Raw genomic sequence first — 24,636 nt, 5'->3', positions numbered from 1 at the left:
CTCACGTCACTCACGTCACATACGGAAGATGCCGAAGCCCGAGTCGCCCAGGGGGGCGTTCGCGCACGCGGTCAGGGCCAGTCCCAGCACCTGCCGGGTCTCCATCGGGTCGATGACCCCGTCGTCCCACAGCCGGGCCGTCGCGTAGTAGGCGTTGCCCTGTTCCTCGTACTGCGCGCGGACCGGGGCCTTGAAGGCCTCCTCGTCCTCGGCGGGCCACTCCTGGCCCGCGCCCTCGATCTGGTCCCGTTTGACCGTGGCCAGTACGGAGGCCGCCTGCTCGCCGCCCATCACCGAGATCTTCGCGTTGGGCCACATCCACAGGAACCGCGGCGAGTACGCCCGCCCGCACATCGAGTAGTTGCCCGCGCCGTAGGAGCCGCCGACCACCACCGTCAGCTTCGGGACCCGCGTGCAGGCCACCGCCGTCACCATCTTGGCGCCGTGCTTGGCGATGCCGCCGGCCTCGTAGTCGCGGCCGACCATGAAGCCGGAGATGTTCTGGAGGAAGAGGAGCGGGATGCCGCGCTGGTCGCACAGCTCGATGAAGTGGGCGCCCTTCTGGGCGGATTCGGAGAACAGGATGCCGTTGTTGGCGACGATCCCGACCGGGTGCCCGTGGATCCGGGCGAAGCCGGTGACGAGGGTCTGCCCGAACTCCGCCTTGAACTCCTGGAAGCGGGAGCCGTCCACGATCCGCGCGATGATCTCGCGGGCGTCGTAGGGGGTGCGGGAGTCGACGGGGACCGCGCCGTACAGCCCGTACGGGTCCACCTTCGGCTCCTCGGGCGCCTCGACCGACCAGGGCAGGGCCCCGCGCCCGGGCAGGGTCGCCACGATGTTCCGTACGATCCGCAGCGCGTGCGCGTCGTCCTCCGCGAGGTGGTCGGTGACGCCGGAGGTCCGGGAGTGGACCTCGCCGCCGCCCAGCTCCTCGGCCGTGACCACCTCGCCGGTGGCGGCCTTCACCAGCGGCGGGCCGCCGAGGAAGATCGTGCCCTGGCCGCGGACGATGACGGCCTCGTCGCTCATCGCCGGGACGTACGCCCCGCCCGCCGTGCAGGAGCCGAGGACGGCCGCGATCTGCGGGATGCCGGCGCCCGACATGCGGGCCTGGTTGTAGAAGATGCGGCCGAAGTGCTCCCGGTCGGGGAAGACCTCGTCCTGCATGGGGAGGAAGGCACCGCCCGAGTCGACCAGGTAGAGGCAGGGGAGACGGTTCTCCAGGGCCACCTCCTGGGCGCGCAGGTGCTTCTTGACGGTCATCGGGTAGTACGTGCCGCCCTTGACGGTGGCGTCGTTCGCGACGATCACGCACTCGCGCCCGCTGACCCGGCCGATGCCCGCGATGACCCCGGCTGCGGGGGCGGCGCCCCCGTACATGCCCTCGGCGGCCAGCGGGGCCAGCTCCAGGAAGGGGGATCCGGGGTCGAGGAGGGTGTCCACGCGGTCGCGGGGGAGGAGCTTCCCACGGGCGGTGTGGCGGGCGCGGGCCTTCTCGCCGCCGCCGAGGCGGGCCGCCTCCAGCCGGGCGCGCAGGCCCTCGGCGAGCTCGCGGTGGGCGGCCTCGTTGGTCCGCCAGGCCTCGGACGCCGGGTCCGCGGCGCTCGTCAGCACTGGTGCCTGCTGCATCGGTCGAGCTCCCTTGCTCGGTGCACGCTGTTAATGAGCGTTAACGCATGTACCGCTTAGGTTAACGACCGCTAACGGCCCTGTCTAGAATGGTTTCCCATGAGCACCAGAGCGGCCGCCCCGACCCGTCGCGAGCAGATCCTCAGTGAGGCCGCCCGCCTCTTCGCCGCGCGCGGGTTCCACGGCGTCGGCGTCGACGAGATAGGGGCGGCGGTGGGCATCAGCGGCCCCGGCCTCTACCGGCACTTCGCGGGCAAGGACGCCATGCTCGCCGAGCTCCTCGTCGGCATCAGCGAACGCCTGCTGACGGGTGGGCGCCGCCGGGTGGAGGAGGCGGCGGGCGATCCGGCCCTGGTGCTGTCCTCCCTCATCGACGGCCACATCGACTTCGCGCTCGACGACCGGGCGCTGATCACCCTGCACGACCGGGAGCTGGACCGGCTGCGGGAGGCCGACCGCAAGCTCGTACGGCAGTTGCAGCGGCAGTACGTGGAACTGTGGGTGGAGGTCGTACGGGAACTGCACCCGGAGGTGGCCGAGGCGGAGGTACGGGTCTCCGTGCACGCGGTCTTCGGCCTGCTGAACTCCACCCCCCACCTGGCCGCCCTGGGGCGCGAGGCGACGGAGTCGCTGCTCCGGCGGCTCGCGCACGGGGCGTTCGGGGCGCTGTCGGGGTGAGCGGGGGCGTCCGCCGGCTGGGATGGACGCGGCGCCTCCGCCTGCGCGGCGGCAGAATGGCCCGTATGCCGAAGCCGATAGAGACGCCCGTACCCACTCGCGCAGAACTCATCGACCATCTGGTCCGCACGCGGATCGCCGGGCAGGTGGCCACCCCGCGCGAGAACAACCTCTCCCACTACAGGAAGCTCGCCAACGGCGACCGGCACTACTGGCTCGGCCTGGAACTGGGCGACCGGTGGACCGACGAGCAGGACGTCCTGGCGGTGATGGCCGAGCGCGTCGGCGTCGTGGACGATCCGGCGCACCGTGCCGGCCAGGACACGATCGACCCGGAACTGACCGTGGCGGGCCTGGACCGGATGGCGGCGCGGCTGCGCAAGGCGGCCCTGGACCGGCAGAGCGTGCTGCTGGCCACCGGGCACCCGGGCGGGCTGCTGGACGTCCACCGGGCCACGGCCGACGCGCTGCGGGCGGCGGGCTGCGAGATCGTCGTGATCCCGCCGGGACTGATCGCGGACGAGGGCGCGGTGTGGCAGTTCGCGGACGTCGCCGTGCTGGAGCGGGGCGCGACGCTGTGGCACACCCATTCGCCGGAGCCGATGGCCGCGATCCTGGACGGGCTCGCCGCGGCGGGCCGCCCCCAGCCGGACCTGGTCGTCGCCGACCACGGCTGGGCGGGCTGCGCGGCCCAGCGGGGGCTGGACGCGGTGGGCTACGCCGACTGCAACGACCCGGCGCTGTTCCTCGGCGAGGCCGAGGGCACCCTCCAGGTGGCGGTCCCGCTGGACGACCACGTCCGCGACCCGCGCTTCTACGACCCGGTGGTGGCGTACCTCCTGTCCGCGGCGGGCCTCCTGAACACCTAGTCGGCGCCCCGGGAACGGTGGAAGGGCGGGCGGGGGACGAGCCCCGCAGGGCCCGCCCCTCCTAGCCCTCCCGGCCGCGGGGGACGCGGACGACGCCCTCCTGGATGACCGTCACGGCGAGGCGGCCGTCCTGCGTCCAGATCCGGGCCTGGCCGAGGCCGCGGCCGGCGGACGACGAGGGGGACTCCTGGTCGTACAGCAGCCATTCGTCGGCACGGAACGGCCGGTGGAACCACATCGCGTGGTCCAGCGAGGCCCCGACCACGTCGCCGACGGCCCAGCCGCCCCGGCCGTGCGCGAGCAGCACCGAGTCGAGCAGGGTCATGTCGGAGACGTAGGTGGCCAGGCAGGTGTGCAGCAGGGAGTCGTCGCGCTCCAGCTTGCCGGCCGTACGGAACCACACCTGCGTGCGCGGCTCCACCGGCTCGCCGACGCTGCCCCACGGCGGCGTGGTGGCGTACCGCAGGTCCACCGCGCCGCGCGCCTCGATCAGCCGCTCCACCGTCCCCGGGTCCCGGAAGATCTCCCGGTACGCGGGCAGCGACTCGGCCGCGGTCGGCAGGGTCTCCGGGTCGGGCGCGGCCGGCATGGTGGCCTGGTGGTCTAGGCCCTCCTCGTACGTCTGGAACGACGCGGAGAGGTGGAAGATCGGCTGCCCGTGCTGGACGGCGACGACCCGGCGCGTGGTGAAGGAGCGCCCGTCGCGGATCCGGTCCACCGAGTACACGATCGGCGCGCCCGGATCGCCGGCGCGCAGGAAGTACGAGTGCAGCGAGTGCGCGGTGCGGTCCTCGGGCACGGTACGGCCGGCGGCGACCAGCGCCTGGGCCGCGACCTGGCCGCCGAAGACGCGCGGCACCAGCGAAGGACGGCTGGTGCCGCGGAAGATGTTCTCCTCGATCTGCTCCAGGTCGAGCAGATCGAGGAGCGTCGTCAGTGCCTCGTTCATGGGACTGAGACTAGGTTCCTCGTCCTTACAGGCCCATCGACTTGGCGATGATGGACTTCATGACCTCGCTGGTGCCGCCGTAGATGCGGTTCACGCGGTTGTCGGCGTACAGGCGGGCGATCGGGTACTCGTTCATGTAGCCGTAGCCGCCGTGCAGCTGGAGGCACTTGTCGATGACGCGGTGCGCGACCTCGGTGCAGAACAGCTTCGCGGAGGCGGCCTCGGCGGCGGTCAGCTCGTGGGCGTCCAGCGCCTCCAGGGCGCGGTCGGCGACGGCCTCCGCGGCGTCCACCTCGGCCTGGCAGGCGGCCAGTTCGAACTTGGTGTTCTGGAAGTGCGCGACCGGCTTGCCGAAGACGGTGCGCTCCGTCACGTACTGCTGGGCGAACCGGACGGCGGCCTTGGCCTGCGCGTACGCGCCGAAGGCGATGCCCCAGCGCTCGGAGGGCAGGTTCTGGCCGAGGTAGTAGAAGCCCTTGTTCTCCTCGCCGAGCAGGTCCTCGACCGGCACCTTCACGTCGACGAACGCCAGCTCGGCGGTGTCGGAGGTGCGCAGGCCCAGCTTGTCCAGCTTGCGGCCGATGGAGTAGCCCTCGGACTTGGTGTCCACGGCGAAGAGGGAGATGCCGAAGCGGCGGTCGTCCTCGCGCGGGGCGGAGGTGCGGGCGCAGACGATCACGCGGTCGGCGTGGACGCCACCGGTGATGAAGGTCTTGGCGCCGTTGAGGACGTAGTGGGTGCCGTCCTCGGAGAGCTTGGCGGTGGTCTTCATGCCCGCGACGTCGGAGCCGGTGCCCGGCTCGGTCATCGCCAGGGCCCACATCTCCTCGCCGGAGACGAAGTTCGGGAGGTAGCGCTTCTTCTGCTCGTCGGTGGCGAGCATCTTGATGTAGGGCAGGGCGAGCAGCACGTGCACGCCGGAGCCGCCGAAGTTCACGCCCGCGCGGGAGGTCTCCTCGTAGAGGACGGCCTCGAACTTGTGGGTGTCCAGGCCCGCGCCGCCGAACTCCTCGGGGACGTTGATGCCAAAGACGCCCAGCTCGCCGAGCTTGTAGTAGAAGTCGCGCGGCGCCTGGCCGGCAGCGAACCACTCGTCGTAGACGGGGACGACCTCGGCCTCGATGAAGGCGCGGATCGTCTCGCGGAACGCCTCGTGGTCCTCGTTGAAAACGGTACGGCGCACAGCCGACACTCCCTTTTGCGGCCAAACCGCCGCCGCTCTCGCGGAGGTGGTTGCGCGCCGTCGTGGTTGCTCCATTGATGGCTTACGTCTAAGCGCTTGCTCAGATTAAGTTACCGGCGGGTTATCCCTGCTGTCCAGAGGACGTAGCGCGAACCACAGTTCCATTCGGGCACCCGCCGGTCGAGGCCCGGTCGAGGCCTCGTCGAGGGTCACGGCGAGTGGCTGGATACCCCCTTCTGTGTCACCGGGCCCGCGGCTTGACTCGTTCCTCCGGTCCTCGTCCCCGAAGGAACAGGAAACCCCGCATGCTCAGCAGGCTGTTGTCCAGGAGGCTGTCGGGCCTCGCGGCCGCCATGGCCGTCACCCTGGTGCTCGGCGCGGGCGCGGCCCGCGCCGACGCGCAGGCACCCCGCGCGGAGAAGCGCGTGTACAACGCGATGCAGATCGCCTTCGACCCGGCGCAGCCGGACGCCTTCTGCACCATCGGGGCCGTGGGCAACGACGACTACGGGCGCAGGATCGCCATATCGGCCGGGCACTGCCTCTCCGCCCCCGCCTACGCCGACCGCGAGATCCGCGAGGACATCATCCCCGTCTACCACCGGCAGGACATCGGCTACGGGCCCATCGGCCACGTCCGCTGGTTCAAGGACCCGGAGGGCTCCATGACGGGGCACCTCACCAAGGACTACATGGTCATCGAGCTGGTCCCGGGCGTCACGCTCTCCTCCCAGGGGCCGCACCTGAAGCAGACCGGCGTGCTGGAGGTGCCCGGCGGGACCCCCAGCCCCAACGCCCTCACCCCCGCCCTGAACAGCGAGCGGCTGCTCGGCGCGGCCTGGTTCAACAACAACGAGCTCGTCGTCTCCGGCCAGCTGGGCGTCTGGTATGGCCGGATCACCAACAACGACCGGGGCGTCTACCAGGCCCACCCCCAGCACAAGGCCGGCGACTCGGGCGGGCCCACGATCTGGCACGTGCCGGGGTCGGCGTACCCCTCGGAGGCCAACGGGTTCAAGGCCGAGGGCCCGTGGGCGGGCATCACCAAGGGGATGATCATCTCGTATCCCTGGTACGTGTACACCAGCTCGGCGAACATCCTGGCCGACCTGCGCGCCCGCGACGCCGCGGACCCCGCCGACGTGTTCGGGGCCGGCTTCGAGGTGACCGCGAACCCCTGACGGGTGGCCCGCCCCCTACGCCCCGGGCAGCCGGCGCAGCGCGAACCACAGGTCCATCCGGGTGTCCGGGTCGTCCAGGTCGGCGCCCAGCAGCTCGGCGGCGCGGCCGATGCGCTGGCGGACGGTGTTGCGGTGGACGCCGAGCACGGCGGCGCTGCGGTCCCAGCTGCCGTGGTGGGCCAGCCAGGCGCGCAGGGTCTCGCGGAGGGCGGGTGAGAGGGGGCCGAGCAGGGCCTCGGCGTGGGCACGCGCCTCGGCCTCGCCGACCAGGCCCGCGAAGCCGGGGTCCCGGTGCCGGGCCAGCGCGGTACGGGCCGCCTCGGCGCGCTCCAGGGCCCGCCCGGCCTGGGCGTCGGCGGCGGCCAGGCCCTCGGGCGGGGCCGCGGCGCTCACCCCCAGCCGCCAGCCGGGCTGCGGGCCGGGCTCCCGGTCGGTGAGCAGCCGTACGACCGGCCCGCGCGGGTCCAGCAGTACGGTGCCCAGCGCCGCGGCGAGGGCCTGCGGGTCGCCGGCGCCCCGGGCGTGCACGGCGTACCAGGGGCCGGGGGCGAGGGCCGCGGCCGGGTCGCCGTCGAGCAGCAGCCGGGTGAGGGCGGCCGCCTGCGTCCCGGCCGGGCGGCCGGCGGTGAGCAGGGTGAGCAGCACGGCGGCGGCCGAGGCGATGGTGTGGTCGCCGGCGGTGCGGGCCGGGGTGGCGAGCGCGAGCACCCGCCCCCCGCCCACCGCGTAGGCGGCGAGGCTCGTCCCGCCCAGCGTGTCGGTGGCGGTCGCGGCGGCACCCGGCGCCACGCGGCGGACGAGCGCGTCCAGGGCCGCCCGAACCTTTGCCTCGGGCTCGCTCCCGGCGGCGGCCCTGACCGGGCGGGGGGCGCCGGCGCCCGGCCCGGCGGGGCCCGTTCGGGCGCTGTCCGGGTCGGTGGGGCGCGTGCCGACGGGGGTCGTGCCGGTGGAGCTCGGGCGGGTGGCGCCCGTTCCGGAGGGCCTCGGCGCCGTGCCCGGCGAGCCTGTGTCCGTGGCTTCCGGGACTTCCGGGGCGAGCAGGGCCGCCCAGCCGCCCAGGCTCGCCGCCAGGCGGGAGAGCACGGCCGCGACCGGCTCCGGGCGGCCGGCCGCCGCGGCCAGGGACTGCTGCGCCTCGGCGACCCGGCGCAGCTCCCGGGTCCGGGCCTCCGCCATCAGCCGCCACACCGTCCGGGCGACCGCCGTGAACGGGGTCCCGGGCGGCACCTCGACCAGGGACAGGCCGTGTCGGGCGCAGGCGGCCACCAGGGCCCCCGGCACCGTCTCGTGCACCGGGGTCACCCCGAACCCGACCCCGGCCACCCCGGCGCGCACCAGCCGGGCGACGTACTCCCCGGGGTCCGTCCCGGCCGGCGAGGGCGCCGGCCCCGCGAGGTCGGCCCCCGCCGTCAGCAGCAGCTCCCCGCCCAGCAGGTACGGCGAGGGATCCGCCATCTCGGAGGCGTGCACCCCGTGCACCTCGGCCTCCACCGGCCCCGCGAGGTGCCGCAGGCCCAGCTCCCGGTCGGCGAGCAGCGCGCCGAGGGGGACGGGCGGGGTGGGCGGGGCCTCCATGAATAGATACTCCGTACACATCGTGGGGTGCTCTGTGGATAGAACGTACACTTCGCGGCCCGGAGGTGTCGGCTTACGCTCGAAGCACCGCACCAGCAGAACCCGCAGGACCTCCAGAAGGGCATCCCCCATGAGCACGCAGCCGCGCGGCCCCGTCGACTCCTCCCGCATCCCGCGCTACGCGGGCCCGGCGACCTTCGCCCGCCTGCCGCGCCTCGACGAGGTCGGCTCCGCCGACGTCGCCGTCGTCGGCGTGCCCTTCGACTCCGGCGTCTCCTACCGCCCCGGCGCCCGCTTCGGCGGCAACGCCATCCGCGAGGCCTCCCGCCTGCTGCGCCCGTACAACCCGGCCCAGGACGCCTCCCCCTTCGCCCTCGCGCAGGTCGCGGACGCCGGTGACATCGCCGTCAACCCCTTCAACATCAACGAGGCCGTGGAGACGGTCGAGGCCGCCGCCGACGAGCTCCTCTCCTCCGGCTCCCGCCTGATGACCCTCGGCGGCGACCACACCATCGCCCTCCCCCTCCTCCGCTCGGTCGCGAAGAAGCACGGCCCGGTCGCCCTGCTCCACTTCGACGCCCACCTGGACACCTGGGACACCTACTTCGGCGCCGAGTACACCCACGGCACCCCGTTCCGCCGCGCCGTCGAGGAGGGCATCCTCGACACCGAGGCGCTGTCCCACGTCGGTACGCGCGGCCCGCTGTACGGCAAGCAGGACCTGGACGACGACGCCAAGATGGGCTTCGGCATCGTCACGTCGGCGGACGTCTACCGCCGCGGCGCCGACGAGGTCGCGGACCAGCTGCGCCAGCGCATCGGCGACCGCCCGCTGTACATCTCCATCGACATCGACGTCCTGGACCCGGCGCACGCGCCCGGCACCGGCACCCCCGAGGCGGGCGGCATGACCTCCCGCGAGCTGCTGGAGATCATCCGCGGGCTGTCCTCCTGCAACCTCGTTTCCGCCGACGTGGTGGAGGTGGCCCCGGCGTACGATCACGCGGAGATCACCTCGGTCGCGGCCTCGCACACCGCGTACGAGCTCACCACGATCATGAGCCGCCAGATCGCGGCGGCGAAGGCGAAGTAACGAAGCAAGAAGGGCACGTACGCGCGTGACGCACGACCACGACCTGGTACTCCGTCCCACCGAAGCCCAGACGGCGGCCGCCCTGGCCCCGCCGCCGGGGCGCACGGGCGGGGACCTGGTCGTGGAGACGCTGCGCTCCCTCGGCACGACGACGGTCTTCGGGCTGCCCGGCCAGCACGCGCTCGGCCTCTTCGACGCGGTCGGCCGCTCCGACCTCCGCCTCGTCACCCTCCGGGTGGAGAACAACGCGGGCTTCGCGGCGGACGCGTACGGCCGCCTCACGGGCGAGGCCGTCCCGCTCCTGCTGTCCACTGGCCCGGGCGCGCTGACGGCCCTGCCGGCCCTGCAGGAGGCGGCCGCCGCCTCCGCCCCCGTCCTGGCGATCTCCTCCCAGGTTCCGGTGGCGGGCCTGGGCGGCGGCCGGCGCGGCCACCTGCACGAGCTGCGCGACCAGTCCGCCTCCTTCCGGGACGTGGTCAAGTCGGTCCACGTGGCCCGCACCCCCTCCCAGATCCCCTCGGTCGTCGCCGAGGCCTGGGAGTCGGCCCTCACGGCGCCCCACGGCCCGGTGTGGGTGGAGATCCCGGAGGACGTGATCCGCGCCGAGACGTTCATCCCGCAGGTCACGGGCATGGACGCGACCCCGCACGAGCTCGCCCCGCGCCCGGAGCTGACGGCGGTGGCGGCGCACTGGCTGTCCACGGCCGCCCGCCCGGTGATCATCGCGGGCGGCGGCGTCGTCCGCGCGGACGCGGCGGGCAAGCTGAAGCAGCTGGCCGAACGCCTGAACGCCCCGGTGGTCACCACGTTCGGCGGCAAGGGCGCCTTCCCCTGGACCCACCCGCTCTCCCTCCAGTCCTGGCTGGAGGACCGCCACATGACCGACTTCCTGGAGGACGCGGACGTCCTCCTCGTCGTGGGCTCGGGCCTGGGGGAACTCTCCTCCAACTACCACACGTTCTTCCCGACCGGCCGGGTCGTCCAGATCGAGGCCGACCTCGGCAAGCTGGAGTCCAACCACACGGCCCTGGGCATCCACGCGGACGCCCGCCTCGCCCTCCAGGCCCTCCTGGAAACGGTGCCCGAACGCGAGGACCCCCAGGCCCCCGAGCGCGTCCGCCTCGTCCTCTCCGACATCGCGACCCGCCTGGCCGCCCAGGACGTGGCCCTGGAACAGCAGCTCCTCACCTCGATCCGGCAGGCCCTCCCGCCCCGCTCCCCGTCCTTCTGGGACATGACGATCCTGTCGTACTGGGCCTGGTCGGCCTTCGACCCGAAGCACCCCAACACCATGCACTCGGCCCAGGGCGCCGGCGGCCTCGGCTACGCCTTCCCCGCCGCCCTCGGCGCCTGCGTCGCGGAACCCGGCACCCCGGTCCTGGCCGTCTCGGGCGACGGCGGCGCGATGTACTCCCTCGCGGAACTGGCCACCGCGAAGCAGCACGACCTCGACGTCACCTGGCTGATCGTGAACGACGGCGGCTACGGCATCCTGCGCGAGTACGGCGCCGGGACCGGCACGGACCTGCTCACCCCCGACTTCGTGGCCCTGGCGCAATCCTTCGGCGTCCCGGCCGCCACCACCACCCCGGCCACCCTGCGCGAGGACCTCGCCAAGTCCCTGGCCGCACCCGGCCCGTCCGTGCTGGTACTTCCCGCCAACCTTCACATGTTCGCCCCAACTCACGTTCAGTGACCTGAAAACGCCTCGTTAGGGTGGTTGTGATCACGTCCGGCGTGGTGTCCGAGGGGGAGCAGTGTCGTTCGAGCAGGAGTGGGCCCGGCAGAAGCAGAGCACGGGCGAAGGCCCGTCGCCGCAGATGCGACTGAACCAGCTCCCGGCCGACCAAGGCGGCGGGCAGGGAGTCCTGGCGACCGCCCCGCCCGAGAAGAAGAAGGCGGCCAACACCATCGAGAACGTCCTGCAGCCCGGCACGACGAAGGCCGCGGACGCGGCCGACGAGCCGACCAAGAACGCCGTCAAGGCCTTCACCGGCTGGGACACGGCGGCAGGCCTCACGCAGGCGCACACCCACTGGGACGACCAGGTGAAGCGCCTGATGGGACGGCTGAACTCGGAGAAGACGGCACTGCGCGGCGCGTCGAACCTGTTCACCGGAAACGACCAGCTGACGGGCCAGGGCTTCCAGCCGGTCCAGTCCAAGGTCTCGGGACTCTAGGCGAGCGGGGGAGCGAGCCATGCCGAACTACCACGAGGTCATCACCACGGACCTGTCCACCCTGAACACGGCCGCGGACGGCTGGAAGGAGATGGCGAGGCAGTTCAAGACGCTCGAGGACGTCTACGAGAAGGAAGTCCAGAGCGTTTCGAAGGGCAACGGCTGGCAGGGCAGCGCCGCGAACGTCTCCGCCAACAACTCCGCCATCACCCGCAACGAGTTCGACGCGGCCCAGACCGAGGCGCTGGCCATGGAGTCGCTGCTCCGCGACGCCTTCGCCCGGTTCACGGAGCTCAAGGGCAAGGTGACGTCCGCCGCCGCGGACGCCGTGGCCGCCGGCATGAAGGTCTCGGACGCCGGCATCGCGAGCTACGACTTCGGCAAGACCGACCCGGACACGGCGAGGGCGATCCGCCACGACCCCGACCTGCCGGAGGTCGAGCGGTCCTGGACGAGCCGGATCGCCGACGCGGTCAAGGCGGTCACGGAGTTCGACGCGGACGTCAAGGTCGCTCTCCTGAACGCCTCGGGCGCGGACGGCACGGCGATGTTCGGCTTCAACTCCAAGCCCGTGGGCGACGTCGAGGCCGTGGAGGCGCTGGCCCTCACCCAGAAGATCCGCGACGGCAAGGCCTCTCCGGAGGAGCTGCAGCACTACAACGAGGTCCTGAAGCAGAACTCCGGGGACAAGCACTTCAGCGAGGCGTACCTGAACTCGCTGGGCGCGAAGGACACCCTGCTGCTCGCCGACCAGATGAACCTGGCGTCCAACGAGCGCGGCGCGTCGGCGGCCGACAAGAAGCTCTACGAGTCGATCAACACGGGCCTCGCGAACACGATCGCCTCGGGCACGAAGGACCCGGACAGCTACGCCTACAAGCCCTTCGTCAACGGGCTCAACGAGCAGGGCAGGGAACTGGTCGCCAAGGGCCTGCGGCCCACGTACGGCTACCAGGCGCTGGTCACCCTCATGGGCAACGGCGGCGGCTACGGAAAGCAGTTCCTCAACGACCTCGGCGACGGCATGATCGCGGCCGAGAAGTCCAAGCCGCACATGTACGACCACGCCTACGACTCCCAGCGCCCGAACCTGGTCTCCGACCCGCTGGACGGCCTGCTCGGCATCATGGCCAAGGACCCGGACTCGGCGACGTACTTCCTCGACCCGGAAGCGCCCGGCAACAAGAACGAGCACCTGAAGTACATGCTCAACGACCGCGACATGCCGGACCCCTGGATCTCGACCACCGGCGTCGGCCAGCCGATCGTGATGCACGGGGACAAGACGGCGGGCCTGGGCGCGGCCATCCAGGCCGCGGCCACGGGCCACACGGACGGCGAAAAGCTCGGCCCGCCCGGCCCCCACACGGAGGGCCAGGCGCGCGTGATGCACCACGCGATTCGTCTGCTCGACGACGAGATGGGCGGGGACGAGTTCCCGGAGGACCTGCAGGGCTTGCAGCAGCCGATGGCGAGGGCGCTGGTGGACTACGTGGCCGACACCCACGAGATCCTCGGCGGTAAGAACACCGATCTGGGCGGTCACGCCGGCAGCGACTCCATCTACGGTTCGGGTGACAAGGCCCAGATCGCGGTCGGACAGGGCAGTTTGATCCGTGTGATGCGCGGCATCGCGGACGACGGCCCGTCCTACGGCCTGATGGTTCAGGCGGAACGGGCCTATTCGGCGGAACAGCTCGCGACTGCCGTGCCGTACAAGGCCGGATCTCCGCACGAGGCCAGTATCGACTGGGACAACCGTGCGCACGACATCGGAGCGGCATCCGGGGCCCTCAACGGCATCGGCGCCGACGTCTACAAGGACAAGGAAGACGACAAGGTCAAGTGGGCCGAGGGCACGGCCGAGTACACGGCCGCGAGCGTGAACGGGCTCATCGGCGAGATCCCGGTGGTGGGCACGGTAGGTGGCTCGCTGATGGACGCGGCCAAGTACGACTGGGTCGAGGGTGTCAAGGACGCGGCTGAGGAACTGAGCAAGAAGGAGTCCAGCGACAACTACTCGGCGGGCATGGACGGGACCAACAAGCTGTTCGACGAGTGGAGGGACCTGCGGCGGTCGGACGGCGGCGACCCGGAGGCCGAACACGCCCAGAACGCAGCGGGCGTGGCCTACACGAGTGGGCGGGAGGCTGCCCGTGCGCACCTTCGGCCCTGACGTGCGGAAGGCTCTCGCCGGGTCGGCGCTCGCGCTCCTCTGCGTAGTGACCCTGGCATCGTGCACCTCGGACGATTCCGCGTCGAAGTCCGCGGACCCCTGCGGGATCAGTCCGTCCTCGGAGGAGGAATCGCTGGTGCGCGAGGTCCTCGGGAAAGAGGACTTCGTGACGAAGGCCTACGGCAGCACGAGCGCCTTGGTGGACAAGATGGAGCGCGCGCTGCCGAAGATGCCCAAGAGGGACATGTTCTACACGAACGCATGCGGGTACAGCGTGGGTGGAGAACAGGGTGACTCCGGTGTGACCTTCCTGGCCGGGTGGCTTCTTCGGACCTCCGAACTGCCCTCTTTCCCCAACGACGTGTCCTACGAATTGAACGGTGCGCGCGGTGTAGCGCGAAGCAGCAGCTCGACGCTGCTCGTCCCGTGCGACCTGCCCGGTGAGCTCGGGGCGCAGTCGCAGAAGGTGTGGCTCACAGCGGACACCACGTACAGGTTCAGCCCGTCCCGTCCGGACGTGGACCAGGCGACCAAAGGCCGACGGATGACCCTCACCTACCTCATGGCCCGCCGGGTCACCGAAGCCCTGGGCTGCGAGAACAAGCCGCTGCAGCAGCCCCCGGTGGTGAGGCCCCTGCCCAGCCCGTAGCCGCGTCCCTTCGGGTGATGACGCTGTGCCACGGGCTCCGGTGGGGCGGGGGTGTGGGACGTTGGCCGCGGAGGTGGTGGTGCCGTGATGCGTGCAGTCGTCCGCGGTCTTGCCGGGGTGGTGGTGGCCGGGGTGCTGGCCGCGGCCGCGGGGTGTGGCGGCGGGGCCGAGTCGTCGGCCCCGCAGACCCAGACCCCGGCGCCCCAGGAGAGCGCCACCCCCGACGCCTCGGCCTCGGTGTTCCTCGGGCAGGGGGCCGACGATTCCGCGTCGCAGGTCAGCGTCCCGACCGCGAGGGTCGGCGAGCCCGCCGGCGAGGACGTCACCGTGGTCAACCCGACCGGCGGCAACGCCGTCACCGTGCAGAACGTCGCCGTCACCGCGGAGAGCGGCGAGATGTCGGTCGTCGACGACGGCTGCTCGGGCGTCGCCCTGCAGCCGGGCGGTACCTGCCGCATCCGGGTGCGGCACGTCGCGACGGCGGCCGGTCCCTTCACCGGGCAGCTGACCGCGAGGACCTCCGACGGCAACGTGCTGACCGTCGGCATCTCCGGGGAGGCGCTGGGCGGGGCAGCACCCAGCGGGGAGGGCACCACGGGGGCGCAGACCCCGTCGCCTTCGCCGACTCCGGATGCGACGTCAGGGGCGCCCGTGCCCACGGACGGCTACGCGTCCCCCCTCATGGGCGGAGCTCGATCCTGACGCTGTCGTCGTCGGGCAGCACCACCAGCGTGCGCGTCGGCTGCCGCCGCAGGTAGGAGACGAGGTAGAAGCGGGTCGGCGTCTTCGCCAGGACGCGGAAGCCGGCGTACTGGTAGCGGTACGGGGCCCTGCCGCTGCCCAGGTCCTCGAACTCGATGCCCGGGGCGTGGTGGCTCACGGGCACCCGGGAGTAGACCACCACCCTCGGGCTGGAGACGTAGCCCCGCTCGGCGTCGCCCAGGGCCTCGGTGCGGCCCGCCATCGCCACGTACCGGGCCATGCCGAAGAACAGGCTCATCGTGAGCACCCCGAGGAGCAGGGCGCCGGCCGCCAGCCACAGCCGGTCGGCCGTGCGGCTCTCGCGGCCCGGTCGCTCCGGGGCGGCGCCCAGGTGCAGCTGGACCGCGAAGAACGCGAGCGTGGCGCCCAGGGCCACCGCCAGACACGGCGCGAACTCGCGGAGCCAGCCCCGGGGGAGCCGGGGCAGTCGGTCCTCCCAGAAGAAGACCGGGAAGCCCGCCAGCACCAGGAGCAGGCCGGCCGCGAGCAGCCAGGCGGTCACCGTCCCGCGCCGGCCCTCCCGCCCCGGCCGGGCCAGCAGTCGCCCCGCCCACCCCAGCGCCAGGAGCACGGCCAGCCCGCAGAACAGCAGGAACCAGAGGGGGAAGAAGATCGCGCCGGGGCTCTTGACCAGATACGCCTGGACGGAGAACTGGAGGTCGGCCGTCGGCACGCCGAAGGTGGCGTAGTACGCCTCGGTGTAGGTGCTGCCGAAGTAGTAGAGGAGGCCGAGGACGATGGTCCCCGGCGCCGCGATGTAGGCGACCTTCTCCAGGAACGCCTTCGACGGACTGGAGGCCGCCGGGCGCGGCCCGGAAGCCGCGACCGCACCCGGAGCGGCCGCCGCCCCCGCATCCGTCTCCGTACCCGTATCCGTCTCCGCACCCGCACCCGCACCCGCACCCGCCTCCGCCGCGCAGCCGGGCGCCCGCGCGCCGGGCGGCGGCTGCTCCTGCGGCTCGGACATGCGCCCAGTCTGTCCGCCGCCCCCCGGCCCCGCACGCGGGGCCGCGCCGCCCGGCTGACCGGCGCGCCGGCCCGCCCGGCGTCGGCCCGCCCCTGCCACTTCCGGCCGCTCCCCGCGTGCGCCGGAGCCTCCCGGCGTACACGTTCGAATTGTTGCGGCGGGATGAAATCCGCCGGTCGGAGCGTTGGCGCTTCCGGCAGGACAGGACGAACGGGGAGGCAGCACGTGGCGGCGGCGGAGAAACAGGGGTGGGCCAGGCGGCTCACCGCCTACACCTGGCGGTACAAGACCAACGTGCTGCTGGCGCTCGGTTCCTCGCTGGCCGGCATGGCCGTCATGGCGCTCGTGCCGCTGGTCACCAAGGTGATCCTGGACGACGTCATCGGGGACCAGAGCAAGCCCATGGCACCGTGGGCGGCCATGCTCATAGGCGCGGCCGTCCTCGTCTACGTGCTGACCTACATACGCAGGTACTACGGCGGGCGGCTCGCCCTCGACGTCCAGCACGACCTGCGCACCGACATGTACGACACCATCACCCGCCTCGACGGGCGCCGGCAGGACGAGCTCTCCACCGGGCAGGTCGTCGGCCGGGCCACCAGCGACCTCCAGCTGATCCAGGGCCTGCTCTTCATGCTGCCCATGACCATCGGGAACTTCCTGCTCTTCGGGATCTCCCTCGGCATCATGCTGGCGCTGTCCCCGCTGCTGACCCTCGTCGCCCTGCTGATGGCCCCCGCGCTCTGGTTCATCGCCAAGCGCAGCCGCAAGAAGCTCTTCCCCGCCACCTGGTACGCCCAGGGCCAGGCCGCCGCCGTCGCGACCGTCGTCGACGGCGCCGTGACCGGCGTGCGCGTCGTCAAGGGCTTCGGGCAGGAGGAGCAGGAGACGGCCAAGCTGCGCACCGCCGGCCGCGGGCTCTTCGCCGGGCGGATGCGGACCATCCGGCTCAACTCGCGCTACACTCCGGCCCTCCAGGCCGTGCCCGCCCTCGGACAGGTCGCCATGCTGGCCCTCGGCGGCTGGATGGCCACCCGGGGCCAGGTCACCCTCGGCACCTTCGTCGCCTTCTCCACCTACCTCGCCCAGCTCGTCGGCCCCGTGCGCATGCTCGCCATGGTCCTCACCGTCGGGCAGCAGGCCCGCGCCGGCGTCGAGCGGGTCTTCGAGCTCATCGACACCGAGCCCGTCATCCAGGAGGGCACGCACGAACTGCCCGCCGACGCGCCCGCCACCGTCGAGTTCGACGCCGTCCGCTTCGGGTACGACGCCGAGCGGCCCGTCCTCGACGGGTTCTCGCTCTCCCTCGCGGAAGGGGAGACCGTCGCCGTCGTCGGCACCTCCGGCAGCGGGAAGTCCACCCTCGCGCTCCTCCTGCCCCGTTTCTACGACGCCGACCACGGCGCCGTCCGCGTCGGCGGCCACGACGTCCGCGAGCTGACCTACGCCTCGCTGCGCGACGCCATCGGGCTGGTGCCCGAGGATTCCTTCCTCTTCTCCGACACCATCCGCGCCAACCTCGCCTACGGGCACCCGGGCGCCAGTGACGAGCAGATACGCGCCGCCGCGCGGGCGGCCCAGGCCGAGGGCTTCATCGAGGCGCTGCCCGCCGGATACGACACCAAGGTCGGCGAGCAGGGGCTCACCCTCTCCGGCGGCCAGCGCCAGCGCATCGCCCTCGCCCGGGCCATCCTCACCGACCCCCGGCTGCTCCTCCTCGACGACGCCACCTCCGCCGTGGACGCCCGCGTCGAGCACGAGATCCACGAGGCGCTGCGGTCCGTCATGGCCGGCCGCACCACCCTCCTCATCGCCCACCGCCGCTCGACCCTCGCGCTCGCCGACCGGATCGCCGTACTCGACCACGGGCGGCTCGCCGCCATCGGCACGCACGAGGAGCTGGAGCGCGGTTCCGCCCTGTACCGGCGGCTGCTGACCGACCCGGACGCCCTCGGGGCCGCCTCGCCGCGCACCCCCGACGCGGCTGCCGCGATGGCCGAGTTCGAGCGGGACCTGGAGCGGGACATCGAGCTCGAGGCCGAGATCGACTCCGAGCCCGTCAACGCCAAGCGCCGGGTCGCGGGCGGGATCACCCCCGAGCTCTGGCGGCGCCAGGACGAATCCGACAGCGCCGGGGTGCCCGCGGCCCACGGCATGCCGGGCGCCACCCCCGAACTCCTCGCCCAGGTGGCCGCGCTGCCGCCCGCCGAGGACACCCCCGAGGTGGACGAGACCCGCGCCACGGCCGCCGAGGAGAGCTACGGCCTGCGCCGCCTGCTCCGCGGCTTCTGGGCTCCGCTCGCCATCAGCCTCGGCCTCGTCGCCGTCGACGCGGGCTCCGGCCTGCTGCTGCCGATCCTGATCCGGCACGGCATCGACAAGGGCGTGGAGCAGGCCGCGCTCGGCGCCGTCTGGGTCGCCGCGGGCCTCGCCCTCGCCGTGGTCGTCGCGCAGTGGGCCGCGCAGTTCGCCGAGACCCGGATGACCGGCCGCACCGGCGAGCGCGTGCTGTACGCGCTGCGCGTCAAGATCTTCGCCCAGCTCCAGCGCCTTGGCCTCGACTACTACGAGCGCGAACTCACCGGCAAGATCATGACCCGGATGACCACCGACGTGGACGCCCTGTCCACCTTCCTGCAGACCGGGCTCGTCACCGCCGTCGTCTCCGTCCTGACCTTCTTCGGCATCCTGATCGCCCTGCTCGTCCTCGACGTCGAGCTCGCGCTGATCGTCTTCGCCACCCTGCCCCTGCTGGTGCTCGGCACGATCGTCTTCCGCCGCAAGTCGGTCGCGGCGTACGAGCTCGCCCGCGACCGGGTCAGCCTCGTCAACGCCGACCTCCAGGAGTCCGTCGCCGGGCTGCGCATCGTCCAGGCCTTCCGCCGCGAGCGCGCCGGAGCCGTCCGCTTCGCGGAGCGCAGCGACTCGTACCGGTCCGCCCGGGTCCGCGGCCAGTGGCTGATATCCGTCTACTTCCCCTTCGTCCAGCTGCTGTCCTCGGGCGCCGCGGCCGCCGTGCTGATCGTCGGCGCGGGCCGGGTGGAGGCCGGGACGCTCACCACCGGCGCGCTGGTCGCGTACCTGCTCTACATCGACCTGTTCTTCGCCCCCGTCCAGCAGCTCTCCCAGGTCTTCGACGGCTACCAGCAGGCCACCGTCTCCCTCGGCCGCATCCAGGGGCTGCTGCGCGAGCCGACCACCACCCCGCGCCCGGACGCGCCCGTCGCGCTTGCGGAGCTGCGCGGCGAGATCGCCTTCGAGGACGTCCGCTTCCAGTACGGGACCGCCGAGGAGCGGGGGGAGAAGGGCGAGGCGCTGGCCGGGATCAGCCTGCGGATACCCGCCGGCCAGACCGTGGCGTTCGTCGGCGAGACCGGAGCCGGCAAGTCCACGCTGGTCAAGATGGTCGCCCGGTTCTACGACCCGACCTCAGGGCGGATCACCGCCGACGGCGCCGACCTGCGGGAGCTCGACCTGACGGCGTACCGCCACCGCCTGGGCGTCGTTCCGCAGGAGCCCTACCTCTTCCCGGGCACCGTCCGCGACGCCATCGCCTACGGGCGGCCCGGGGCGAGCGACGCCGAAGTGGAGTCCGCCGCCCGCGCGGTCGGCGCCCACGACATGATCGCCACCCTCGACGGCGGCTACCTGCACACCGTCGCCGAGCGCGGCCGCAACCTCTCCGCCGGCCAGCGCCAGCTGATCGCGCTGGCCCGCGCCGAGCTCGTCGACCCGGACGTGCTGCTGCTCGACGAGGCCACCGCCGCGCTCGACCTGGCCACCGAGGCCCAGGTCAACCTGGCCACCGAGCGGCTCGCCGGCAAGCGCACCACCCTCGTGGTGGCGCACCGGCTGACCACCGCGGCCCGCGCCGACCGGGTCGTGGTCATGGACCGCGGCCGGGTCGTGGAGGACGGCACCCACGCCGAACTCGTGGCGCGCGGCGGCCGGTACGCCGAGCTGTGGCGCACCTTCGTCGGGGAGGACGAGCCCGCCGCGGCGGCGTGAGTCCTGCGCGAGCCGGGGGCCGCCGCCCCCGGTCAGCCGCTCAGAGTTCGCCGAAGAGCAGGTTGCCCGGGGCGTCCTCGTCCATGCCCGTGTAGTACTCGCGGACGGCGGCGAGGAGTTCGTCCACGCTCAGCGTGCCGTCCCCGTTCGCGTCGATCCGCCGGAACAGCACCTCGGCGTCGGCGGGGCTCACGTCCGTGTCGAAGGCCTCCTGCGCCCGGTGGAACTCCTCCGGGCTGATGCGGCCGTCACCGTCGGTGTCGACGATCGTCAGGAGCGCCTTCATCATCGGCCGGAAGGAACGGTCGTAGGCGGGCCCGCCCTGCGCGTACAGCCGCGTCATGCCCAGCTTGTACTCCTCCGGCGTGACCTTGCCGTCCCGGTCGATGTCCAGCTCGGTGAACAGGTCCTGCCAGAAGTCGGCGAGCCCGTTCATCACCGCGTCCGCCTTCGGCGAGTCGGCGGGCTCGTTCAGGGCCGTCAGCAGCCGGGACCCGAGGGCGATGATGTCGGTCGCGTCGATGACGCCGCTCCCGTCCGCGTCGAGGCGGTTGAAGGAGCGCTCCAGCTTGCGGTCGAGCAGGTCGTTCGTCATGGCGGTGCCTTCCGTGGCTACGGCGGGTGGGTACAAGGTCACCCAGCGTAGGGGTCCGTGCGGCCCCCGAACTCGCGCTCTCCGGCAGGGGGGCGGCGGATGCACTCGTACGAGGGCGCGGCGGGTCCGGTCCTTGCCGCTCCGCGTCGACTCGTTGTCCGCTGCAACCTTCGGGGAGCCCTGGGAGTCGTACGTACGGGCACACGTTGTACGTACGACCGATCGGGGGACAGGGTGCTGGAGGGGTGGAAGGGGTGCGGCCGGTGGGCCGCACCCCTCGGGGTGTTCGCGGCGGCGCTGTGGCTCTGTGCCGGCGGGCTGTTCGCGGCGCCGTCCGCACGGGCGGCCACTCAGGGGGAGCGGGCGGTTCCGGCGGCGCAGACCGTGCGGACCACGTCGGGGGTGCGCCCGGACGGCGCCGGCTGCGGGGGCCGGCTGGCCAGGACGCTGCCGTTCGAGACGGGTGAGGTGCGCGTGTACAAGAGCCGCACCCAGGCCTGTGCGGTGACCGTGGCCCACGACCCCGGGCGGCGGCGCCCGATGGCGGTGAGCATCCAGCCGCGCGGCGGGGCTCCGATCCGCGATATCGGGCAATTCACCCGGTACGCCGGTCCTGTCACCGTGAGTGCGATCAACCGCTGCGTGTATGTAAAGGGGAGCGTGGGAGCCGGATCCGCCGATTCCGGCTGGATCCTGTGCTGACGTACCGGCCCAACTGGGTCTGGTCAGCGGTGCGTTGACCCCGCTAGGTTCACGGCGACCGAAGTGAACTCAAGGGGAGGGTGAATGCGCAAGACGCTCGGATGGCTGCTGTCGCTCGTGGTGCTGATCGGCACCATGGGCGCGGCCGGCGCCACGGCACAAGCGGCCACCGCCGCGCAGCCGGCGGCCGCCACGGACATCAAGGACCAGATCCTCGGCATCCCGGGGATGAGCCTGATCGAGGAGAAGCCGTACCCCGGCTACCGCTTCTTCGTACTGAACTACGAGCAGCCGGTCGACCACCGGCAGCCGTGGAAGGGCACCTTCAAGCAGCGCCTGACCCTTCTGCACAAGGACGTCTCGCGGCCGACGGTGTTCTTCACCTCCGGCTACAACGTCAACACCAACCCGCGGCGCAGTGAGCCGACGACCATCGTCGACGGCAACCAGGTGTCGCTGGAGTATCGATTCTTCAACCCCTCCCGCCCCACCCCGGCCAACTGGGCGAACCTGGACATCTGGCAGGCCGCCAGCGACCAGCACCGCATCTTCACCGCCCTGAAGAAGATCTACACCAAGAACTGGCTGGCCACGGGCGGCAGCAAGGGCGGCATGACGGCGACGTACTTCGAGCGCTTCTACCCGCGCGACATGGACGGCGTCGTCGCGTACGTCGCCCCCAACGACGTCGTCAACAAGGAGGACTCGGCCTACGACCGGTTCTTCGCCAAGGTCGGCACCAAGGAGTGCCGCGACAAGCTGAACGCCGTCCAGCGCGAGGCCCTCGTACGCCGTGAGCCGCTGGAGGCCAAGTACGCGGCCGCGGCCGCCGAGAACGGCTGGACCTTCACCACGATCGGCAACCTCGACAAGGCCTACGAGGCCGTCGTGCTCGACTACGTGTGGGCCTTCTGGCAGTACAGCCTGCTCGCGGACTGCGCCTCCATCCCCACCGCCGCCACCGCCTCCGACCAGGAGATCTGGGACACGGTCGACGCGATCTCCGGCTTCTCCGCCTACACCGACCAGGGCCTGGAGACGTACACGCCGTACTACTACCAGGCCGGCACGCAGCTCGGCTCCCCGGACATCAAGCAGCCGCACCTGGACGGCCTGAGCCGCTACGGCTACCAGCCGCCGCGCAACTTCGTGCCCCGCGACATCCCCATGACCTTCCAGCCGCAGGTCATGCGAGACGTGGACACGTGGGTCCGCAACAACGCCCACCAGATGCTCTTCGTCTACGGGCAGAACGACCCGTGGGGCGCCGAACCGTTCCGCCTCGGCTACGGGGCGCGCGACAGCTACGTGATGATCGCGCCGGGCGCCAACCACGGCGCGAACGTGGCCAAGCTCCTGGACGGCGAGAAGGCCCTGGCGACCGCGAAGATCCTCCAGTGGGCCGGGGTGGCCCCGGCCGCCGCGCTCGCCGACGCGGGCCGGGCGGCGCCGCTGGCGGCGCCCGACGCGCAGCTCGACCAGCGCGACGAGCGCGAGCCGCAGCTGCGGCCCTAACGCGCGCCTTCCGGCTGGGCCGCGGGCGGGTAGGACAGCCCGTGGCCCAGCGGATAGCGGCCCGGCACCGGGACCGGCAGGCGGCCCACGGGCCGCTGCGCGCCCGTGAGCACCCGGGCCGCGGCCCGCATCTCCACGTCCGTCCAGGAGTACGTCGCCAGCTCCGCCGCGCAGGCCGGCAGGCGGGCCGGGTCGTAGGGGTTGCGGACGGCCACCGCGACCACCGGGACGCCGGTCGCCACGAGGTCCGCCACCAGGGTGCGCTGCGGACTCTCCCCTTCCGGCACGTTGTACGTGCACACCAGCACCGCCGCGTGACCGGCCGCGGCCGCCACCGCCCGGTCGGGCGCCACCGCCTCGGCCCGGCAGCCCAGCGCGGTCAGCTCCTTGGCCAGCACGGCCGTGGGCGGTCCCGTCGTGCCGCTCGGGGAGGCCGGGTCCGTGCCGGTGACCAGCAGCCGGGGACCGGCCGAGGCGTCCAGCGGCAGCAGCCCGGCGGGATTGGCCAGCAGGGTCGTCGTCGCGGCCGCGATCTCGTCGGCGGCCGCCAGGTGCTCCGGGATGCCGACGGTGGCGTCGAGCTCCGCGGCGGCGGGGAGGGCCTCGTCGAACAGGCCCCGGCGGGCCTTCAGTTCCAGGATCCGCAGCACCGACTCCTCGATCCGCTCCTCGGTCAGCTCGCCCGCCTCGACGGCCGCCAGCACGCTGCGGTGCGCCAGCCCCAGGTCCGGCGGGTTCAGCAGCTGGTCGCAGCCCGCCAGCAGGGCCAGCACCGGGACCCGGTCGTCCCCGTACTTCTGCCGGACACCGGCCATGTCGAGGGCGTCGGTGACCACCACCCCCCGGAAGCCCAGGCGTTCGCGCAGGATGCCGGTGACGATGGGCCGCGAGAGGGTCGCCGGGTCCCCCGACGGGTCGAGTGCGGGGAAGACGATGTGCGCCGTCATGACGGCGTCCACCCCCGCCTCCACCGCGGCCCGGAACGGGGGCTCGTCCAGCTCCTCCCAGTCGGCCCGGCTGTGCCGCATCAGCGGCAGCCCGACGTGACTGTCGGTCTCGGTGTCCCCGTGGCCCGGGAAGTGCTTGGCGGTGGCCGCCACCCCGGCGCTCTGGTAGCCGCGGACCTGGGCCGCGACCAGGTCCGCCACCGCGTGCGGGTCGGCGCCGAAGGACCGTACGCCGATGACCGGATTGGCCGGGTTGACGTTCACGTCCGCCACCGGCGCGTAGTCCTGCCGGATGCCCATGGCGGCCAGCTCCCGACCGGCGATGCGCGCGGCCCGGCGGGCTTCCGCGGCGGAGCCCGAGGCCCCGAGGGCCATCGCCCCCGGGAGCAGGGTCGCCGGCTTGCCGATGCGGGCGATGATGCCGTGCTCCTGGTCGGTGGAGAGCAGCAGCGGGATGCCGGCGCCGGTGGCCAGGGCGGCCTGCTGGAGGCCCCCGGAGAGCTCGGCGATCTGGTGCGGGGTGCGGGTGTTGTGGGCCCAGGCGAAGTAGATGATCCCGCCGAGGTGGTAGCGGGAGACCAGCTCGGCGGCGGTGCGCACCCCGAACAGCGACTGGTTCTTCTCGGCGTCGGCCGGGTCGGGGTCGGTCGCCGAGTGGCCGTAGGCCCGGGACACGAAGAGCTGTCCGACCTTCTCGGCGAGGGTCATCCCGTCCAGCAGGCGGCGCAGGCGGGCCAGGTTGGGGTGGCGCCCGGGCGCGAGGTCCCCGGGCCGGTGGTCGTCCTCGGGGGCGGGGCCGGTCCCGATGGCGGTGGAGGCGACCCCGGCGGCCGTGACGGCGGCCATGGCGGCCACGGCGAGCAGGGTCCGGCGGGAGGCGTGTTTCGGCACGCGCCGGACCCTACTCCGGGCCCGGCCCGGGGAGACCCGGACACTCGGGAGGTCCCCCGGATGCCCCCCTTCGGCGGGGCGCTC

19 protein-coding genes are annotated in these 24,636 nt (G+C 72.7%); 11 read left to right on the top strand and 8 right to left on the bottom strand.

The features are described from left to right. Positions 1–15: 15 nt before the first annotated feature. On the bottom strand, positions 16–1,632 hold the full coding sequence (locus ACFTXQ_RS17640) for a carboxyl transferase domain-containing protein (RefSeq protein WP_382641673.1): 1,617 nt from the start codon (positions 1,630–1,632) through the stop codon (positions 16–18). A 99-nt stretch (positions 1,633–1,731) separates the two neighbouring features. On the opposite strand from ACFTXQ_RS17640, the gene ACFTXQ_RS17635 reads away from it, so the two are divergent. Together ACFTXQ_RS17635 and ACFTXQ_RS17630 are read left to right on the top strand one after the other, a co-directional pair. Then, positions 1,732–2,310, top strand: coding sequence for a TetR/AcrR family transcriptional regulator (locus tag ACFTXQ_RS17635; RefSeq protein ID WP_382641671.1), 579 nt, complete (start codon positions 1,732–1,734; stop codon positions 2,308–2,310). A 56-nt stretch (positions 2,311–2,366) separates the two neighbouring features. Then, the gene (locus tag ACFTXQ_RS17630) at positions 2,367–3,179 is read left to right on the top strand and encodes a phosphatase (RefSeq protein WP_382641669.1); all 813 of its coding nucleotides are present in this window, start codon (positions 2,367–2,369) and stop codon (positions 3,177–3,179) included. 61 nt (positions 3,180–3,240) lie between these two features. Here ACFTXQ_RS17630 and tesB read toward each other — a convergent pair whose 3' ends face one another. Both tesB and ACFTXQ_RS17620 read right to left on the bottom strand, forming a co-directional pair. Further along, positions 3,241–4,128, bottom strand: coding sequence for an acyl-CoA thioesterase II (gene tesB, locus ACFTXQ_RS17625; RefSeq protein WP_382641667.1), 888 nt, complete (start codon positions 4,126–4,128; stop codon positions 3,241–3,243). Between the two features lie 25 nt (positions 4,129–4,153). Beyond that, entirely contained in the window at positions 4,154–5,311 is a 1,158-nt protein-coding gene (locus ACFTXQ_RS17620; protein WP_382641665.1) for an acyl-CoA dehydrogenase family protein, read from the bottom strand. Positions 5,312–5,616: 305 nt separating this feature from the next. On the opposite strand from ACFTXQ_RS17620, the gene ACFTXQ_RS17615 reads away from it, so the two are divergent. Continuing rightward, on the top strand, positions 5,617–6,492 hold the full coding sequence (locus ACFTXQ_RS17615) for a hypothetical protein (RefSeq protein ID WP_382641663.1): 876 nt from the start codon (positions 5,617–5,619) through the stop codon (positions 6,490–6,492). A gap of 15 nt (positions 6,493–6,507) precedes the next feature. Here the strand turns inward: ACFTXQ_RS17615 and ACFTXQ_RS17610 are convergent, their stop codons facing one another. Continuing rightward, positions 6,508–8,067, bottom strand: coding sequence for a helix-turn-helix domain-containing protein (locus ACFTXQ_RS17610; protein ID WP_382641661.1), 1,560 nt, complete (start codon positions 8,065–8,067; stop codon positions 6,508–6,510). A 130-nt stretch (positions 8,068–8,197) separates the two neighbouring features. On the opposite strand from ACFTXQ_RS17610, the gene speB reads away from it, so the two are divergent. From speB to ACFTXQ_RS17580, 6 genes are all read left to right on the top strand, one after another. Beyond that, a complete protein-coding gene (gene speB, locus ACFTXQ_RS17605) occupies positions 8,198–9,160 on the top strand; it encodes an agmatinase (RefSeq protein ID WP_363054390.1) in 963 nt (320 codons plus the stop codon). Between the two features lie 25 nt (positions 9,161–9,185). After that, entirely contained in the window at positions 9,186–10,856 is a 1,671-nt protein-coding gene (locus tag ACFTXQ_RS17600) for a thiamine pyrophosphate-binding protein (protein ID WP_382641659.1), read from the top strand. Positions 10,857–10,917: 61 nt separating this feature from the next. Further along, positions 10,918–11,340 (top strand): hypothetical protein, encoded by a 423-nt coding sequence (locus ACFTXQ_RS17595; protein ID WP_382641657.1) that lies wholly within the window; start codon positions 10,918–10,920, stop codon positions 11,338–11,340. 19 nt (positions 11,341–11,359) lie between these two features. Beyond that, a complete protein-coding gene (locus ACFTXQ_RS17590; protein ID WP_382641655.1) occupies positions 11,360–13,516 on the top strand; it encodes a hypothetical protein in 2,157 nt (718 codons plus the stop codon). Beyond that, complete coding sequence (locus tag ACFTXQ_RS17585; RefSeq protein ID WP_382641653.1) at positions 13,497–14,165, top strand: hypothetical protein; 669 nt, start codon at positions 13,497–13,499, stop codon at positions 14,163–14,165. Before ACFTXQ_RS17590 ends, ACFTXQ_RS17585 begins: the two co-directional genes overlap by 20 nt. Before the next feature lie 87 nt (positions 14,166–14,252). After that, complete coding sequence (locus ACFTXQ_RS17580) at positions 14,253–14,867, top strand: hypothetical protein (RefSeq protein ID WP_382641651.1); 615 nt, start codon at positions 14,253–14,255, stop codon at positions 14,865–14,867. Here ACFTXQ_RS17580 and ACFTXQ_RS17575 read toward each other — a convergent pair. Next, complete coding sequence (locus ACFTXQ_RS17575; RefSeq protein ID WP_382641649.1) at positions 14,845–15,894, bottom strand: hypothetical protein; 1,050 nt, start codon at positions 15,892–15,894, stop codon at positions 14,845–14,847. The genes ACFTXQ_RS17580 and ACFTXQ_RS17575 overlap by 23 nt on opposite strands. A gap of 225 nt (positions 15,895–16,119) precedes the next feature. Between ACFTXQ_RS17575 and ACFTXQ_RS17570 the strand changes: the two genes are divergently transcribed. Further along, positions 16,120–19,902 (top strand): ABC transporter ATP-binding protein, encoded by a 3,783-nt coding sequence (locus tag ACFTXQ_RS17570; RefSeq protein WP_382641647.1) that lies wholly within the window; start codon positions 16,120–16,122, stop codon positions 19,900–19,902. A 40-nt stretch (positions 19,903–19,942) separates the two neighbouring features. Here the strand turns inward: ACFTXQ_RS17570 and ACFTXQ_RS17565 are convergent, their stop codons facing one another. Both ACFTXQ_RS17565 and ACFTXQ_RS17560 read right to left on the bottom strand, forming a co-directional pair. Next, complete coding sequence (locus ACFTXQ_RS17565; protein ID WP_382641646.1) at positions 19,943–20,497, bottom strand: EF-hand domain-containing protein; 555 nt, start codon at positions 20,495–20,497, stop codon at positions 19,943–19,945. 350 nt (positions 20,498–20,847) lie between these two features. Then, entirely contained in the window at positions 20,848–21,132 is a 285-nt protein-coding gene (locus tag ACFTXQ_RS17560; RefSeq protein WP_382641645.1) for a hypothetical protein, read from the bottom strand. Positions 21,133–21,283: 151 nt separating this feature from the next. On the opposite strand from ACFTXQ_RS17560, the gene ACFTXQ_RS17555 reads away from it, so the two are divergent. After that, on the top strand, positions 21,284–22,714 hold the full coding sequence (locus ACFTXQ_RS17555) for a S28 family serine protease (protein ID WP_382641643.1): 1,431 nt from the start codon (positions 21,284–21,286) through the stop codon (positions 22,712–22,714). Here ACFTXQ_RS17555 and ACFTXQ_RS17550 read toward each other — a convergent pair. Then, positions 22,711–24,507: a glycoside hydrolase family 3 protein gene (locus ACFTXQ_RS17550; RefSeq protein ID WP_382641800.1), complete on the bottom strand. Its 1,797-nt coding sequence runs from the start codon at positions 24,505–24,507 to the stop codon at positions 22,711–22,713. The two genes, ACFTXQ_RS17555 and ACFTXQ_RS17550, sit on opposite strands and share 4 nt — an antisense overlap. Positions 24,508–24,636 lie beyond the last annotated feature (129 nt).

Origin of the sequence: Streptomyces sp. NPDC057010 (assembly GCF_042673805.1) — a bacterium.
In the GTDB taxonomy this organism is placed as follows: domain Bacteria; phylum Actinomycetota; class Actinomycetes; order Streptomycetales; family Streptomycetaceae; genus Streptomyces.
The sequence above is the reverse complement of the archived record's forward strand: the minus strand, read 5'-3'. Positions and strand labels throughout refer to the sequence as shown.

Coding starts and splice junctions, on each gene's coding strand:
- tesB (WP_382641667.1), bottom strand. CDS start 4,128: ATGAACGAGGCACTGACGACGCTCCTCGATCTGCTCGACCTGGAGCAG.
- speB (WP_363054390.1), top strand. CDS start 8,198: ATGAGCACGCAGCCGCGCGGCCCCGTCGACTCCTCCCGCATCCCGCGC.
- ACFTXQ_RS17580 (WP_382641651.1), top strand. CDS start 14,253: ATGCGTGCAGTCGTCCGCGGTCTTGCCGGGGTGGTGGTGGCCGGGGTG.
- ACFTXQ_RS17640 (WP_382641673.1), bottom strand. CDS start 1,632: ATGCAGCAGGCACCAGTGCTGACGAGCGCCGCGGACCCGGCGTCCGAG.
- ACFTXQ_RS17550 (WP_382641800.1), bottom strand. CDS start 24,507: ATGGCCGCCGTCACGGCCGCCGGGGTCGCCTCCACCGCCATCGGGACC.
- ACFTXQ_RS17610 (WP_382641661.1), bottom strand. CDS start 8,067: ATGGAGGCCCCGCCCACCCCGCCCGTCCCCCTCGGCGCGCTGCTCGCC.
- ACFTXQ_RS17615 (WP_382641663.1), top strand. CDS start 5,617: ATGCTCAGCAGGCTGTTGTCCAGGAGGCTGTCGGGCCTCGCGGCCGCC.
- ACFTXQ_RS17635 (WP_382641671.1), top strand. CDS start 1,732: ATGAGCACCAGAGCGGCCGCCCCGACCCGTCGCGAGCAGATCCTCAGT.
- ACFTXQ_RS17575 (WP_382641649.1), bottom strand. CDS start 15,894: ATGTCCGAGCCGCAGGAGCAGCCGCCGCCCGGCGCGCGGGCGCCCGGC.
- ACFTXQ_RS17555 (WP_382641643.1), top strand. CDS start 21,284: ATGCGCAAGACGCTCGGATGGCTGCTGTCGCTCGTGGTGCTGATCGGC.
- ACFTXQ_RS17565 (WP_382641646.1), bottom strand. CDS start 20,497: ATGACGAACGACCTGCTCGACCGCAAGCTGGAGCGCTCCTTCAACCGC.
- ACFTXQ_RS17590 (WP_382641655.1), top strand. CDS start 11,360: ATGCCGAACTACCACGAGGTCATCACCACGGACCTGTCCACCCTGAAC.
- ACFTXQ_RS17630 (WP_382641669.1), top strand. CDS start 2,367: ATGGCCCGTATGCCGAAGCCGATAGAGACGCCCGTACCCACTCGCGCA.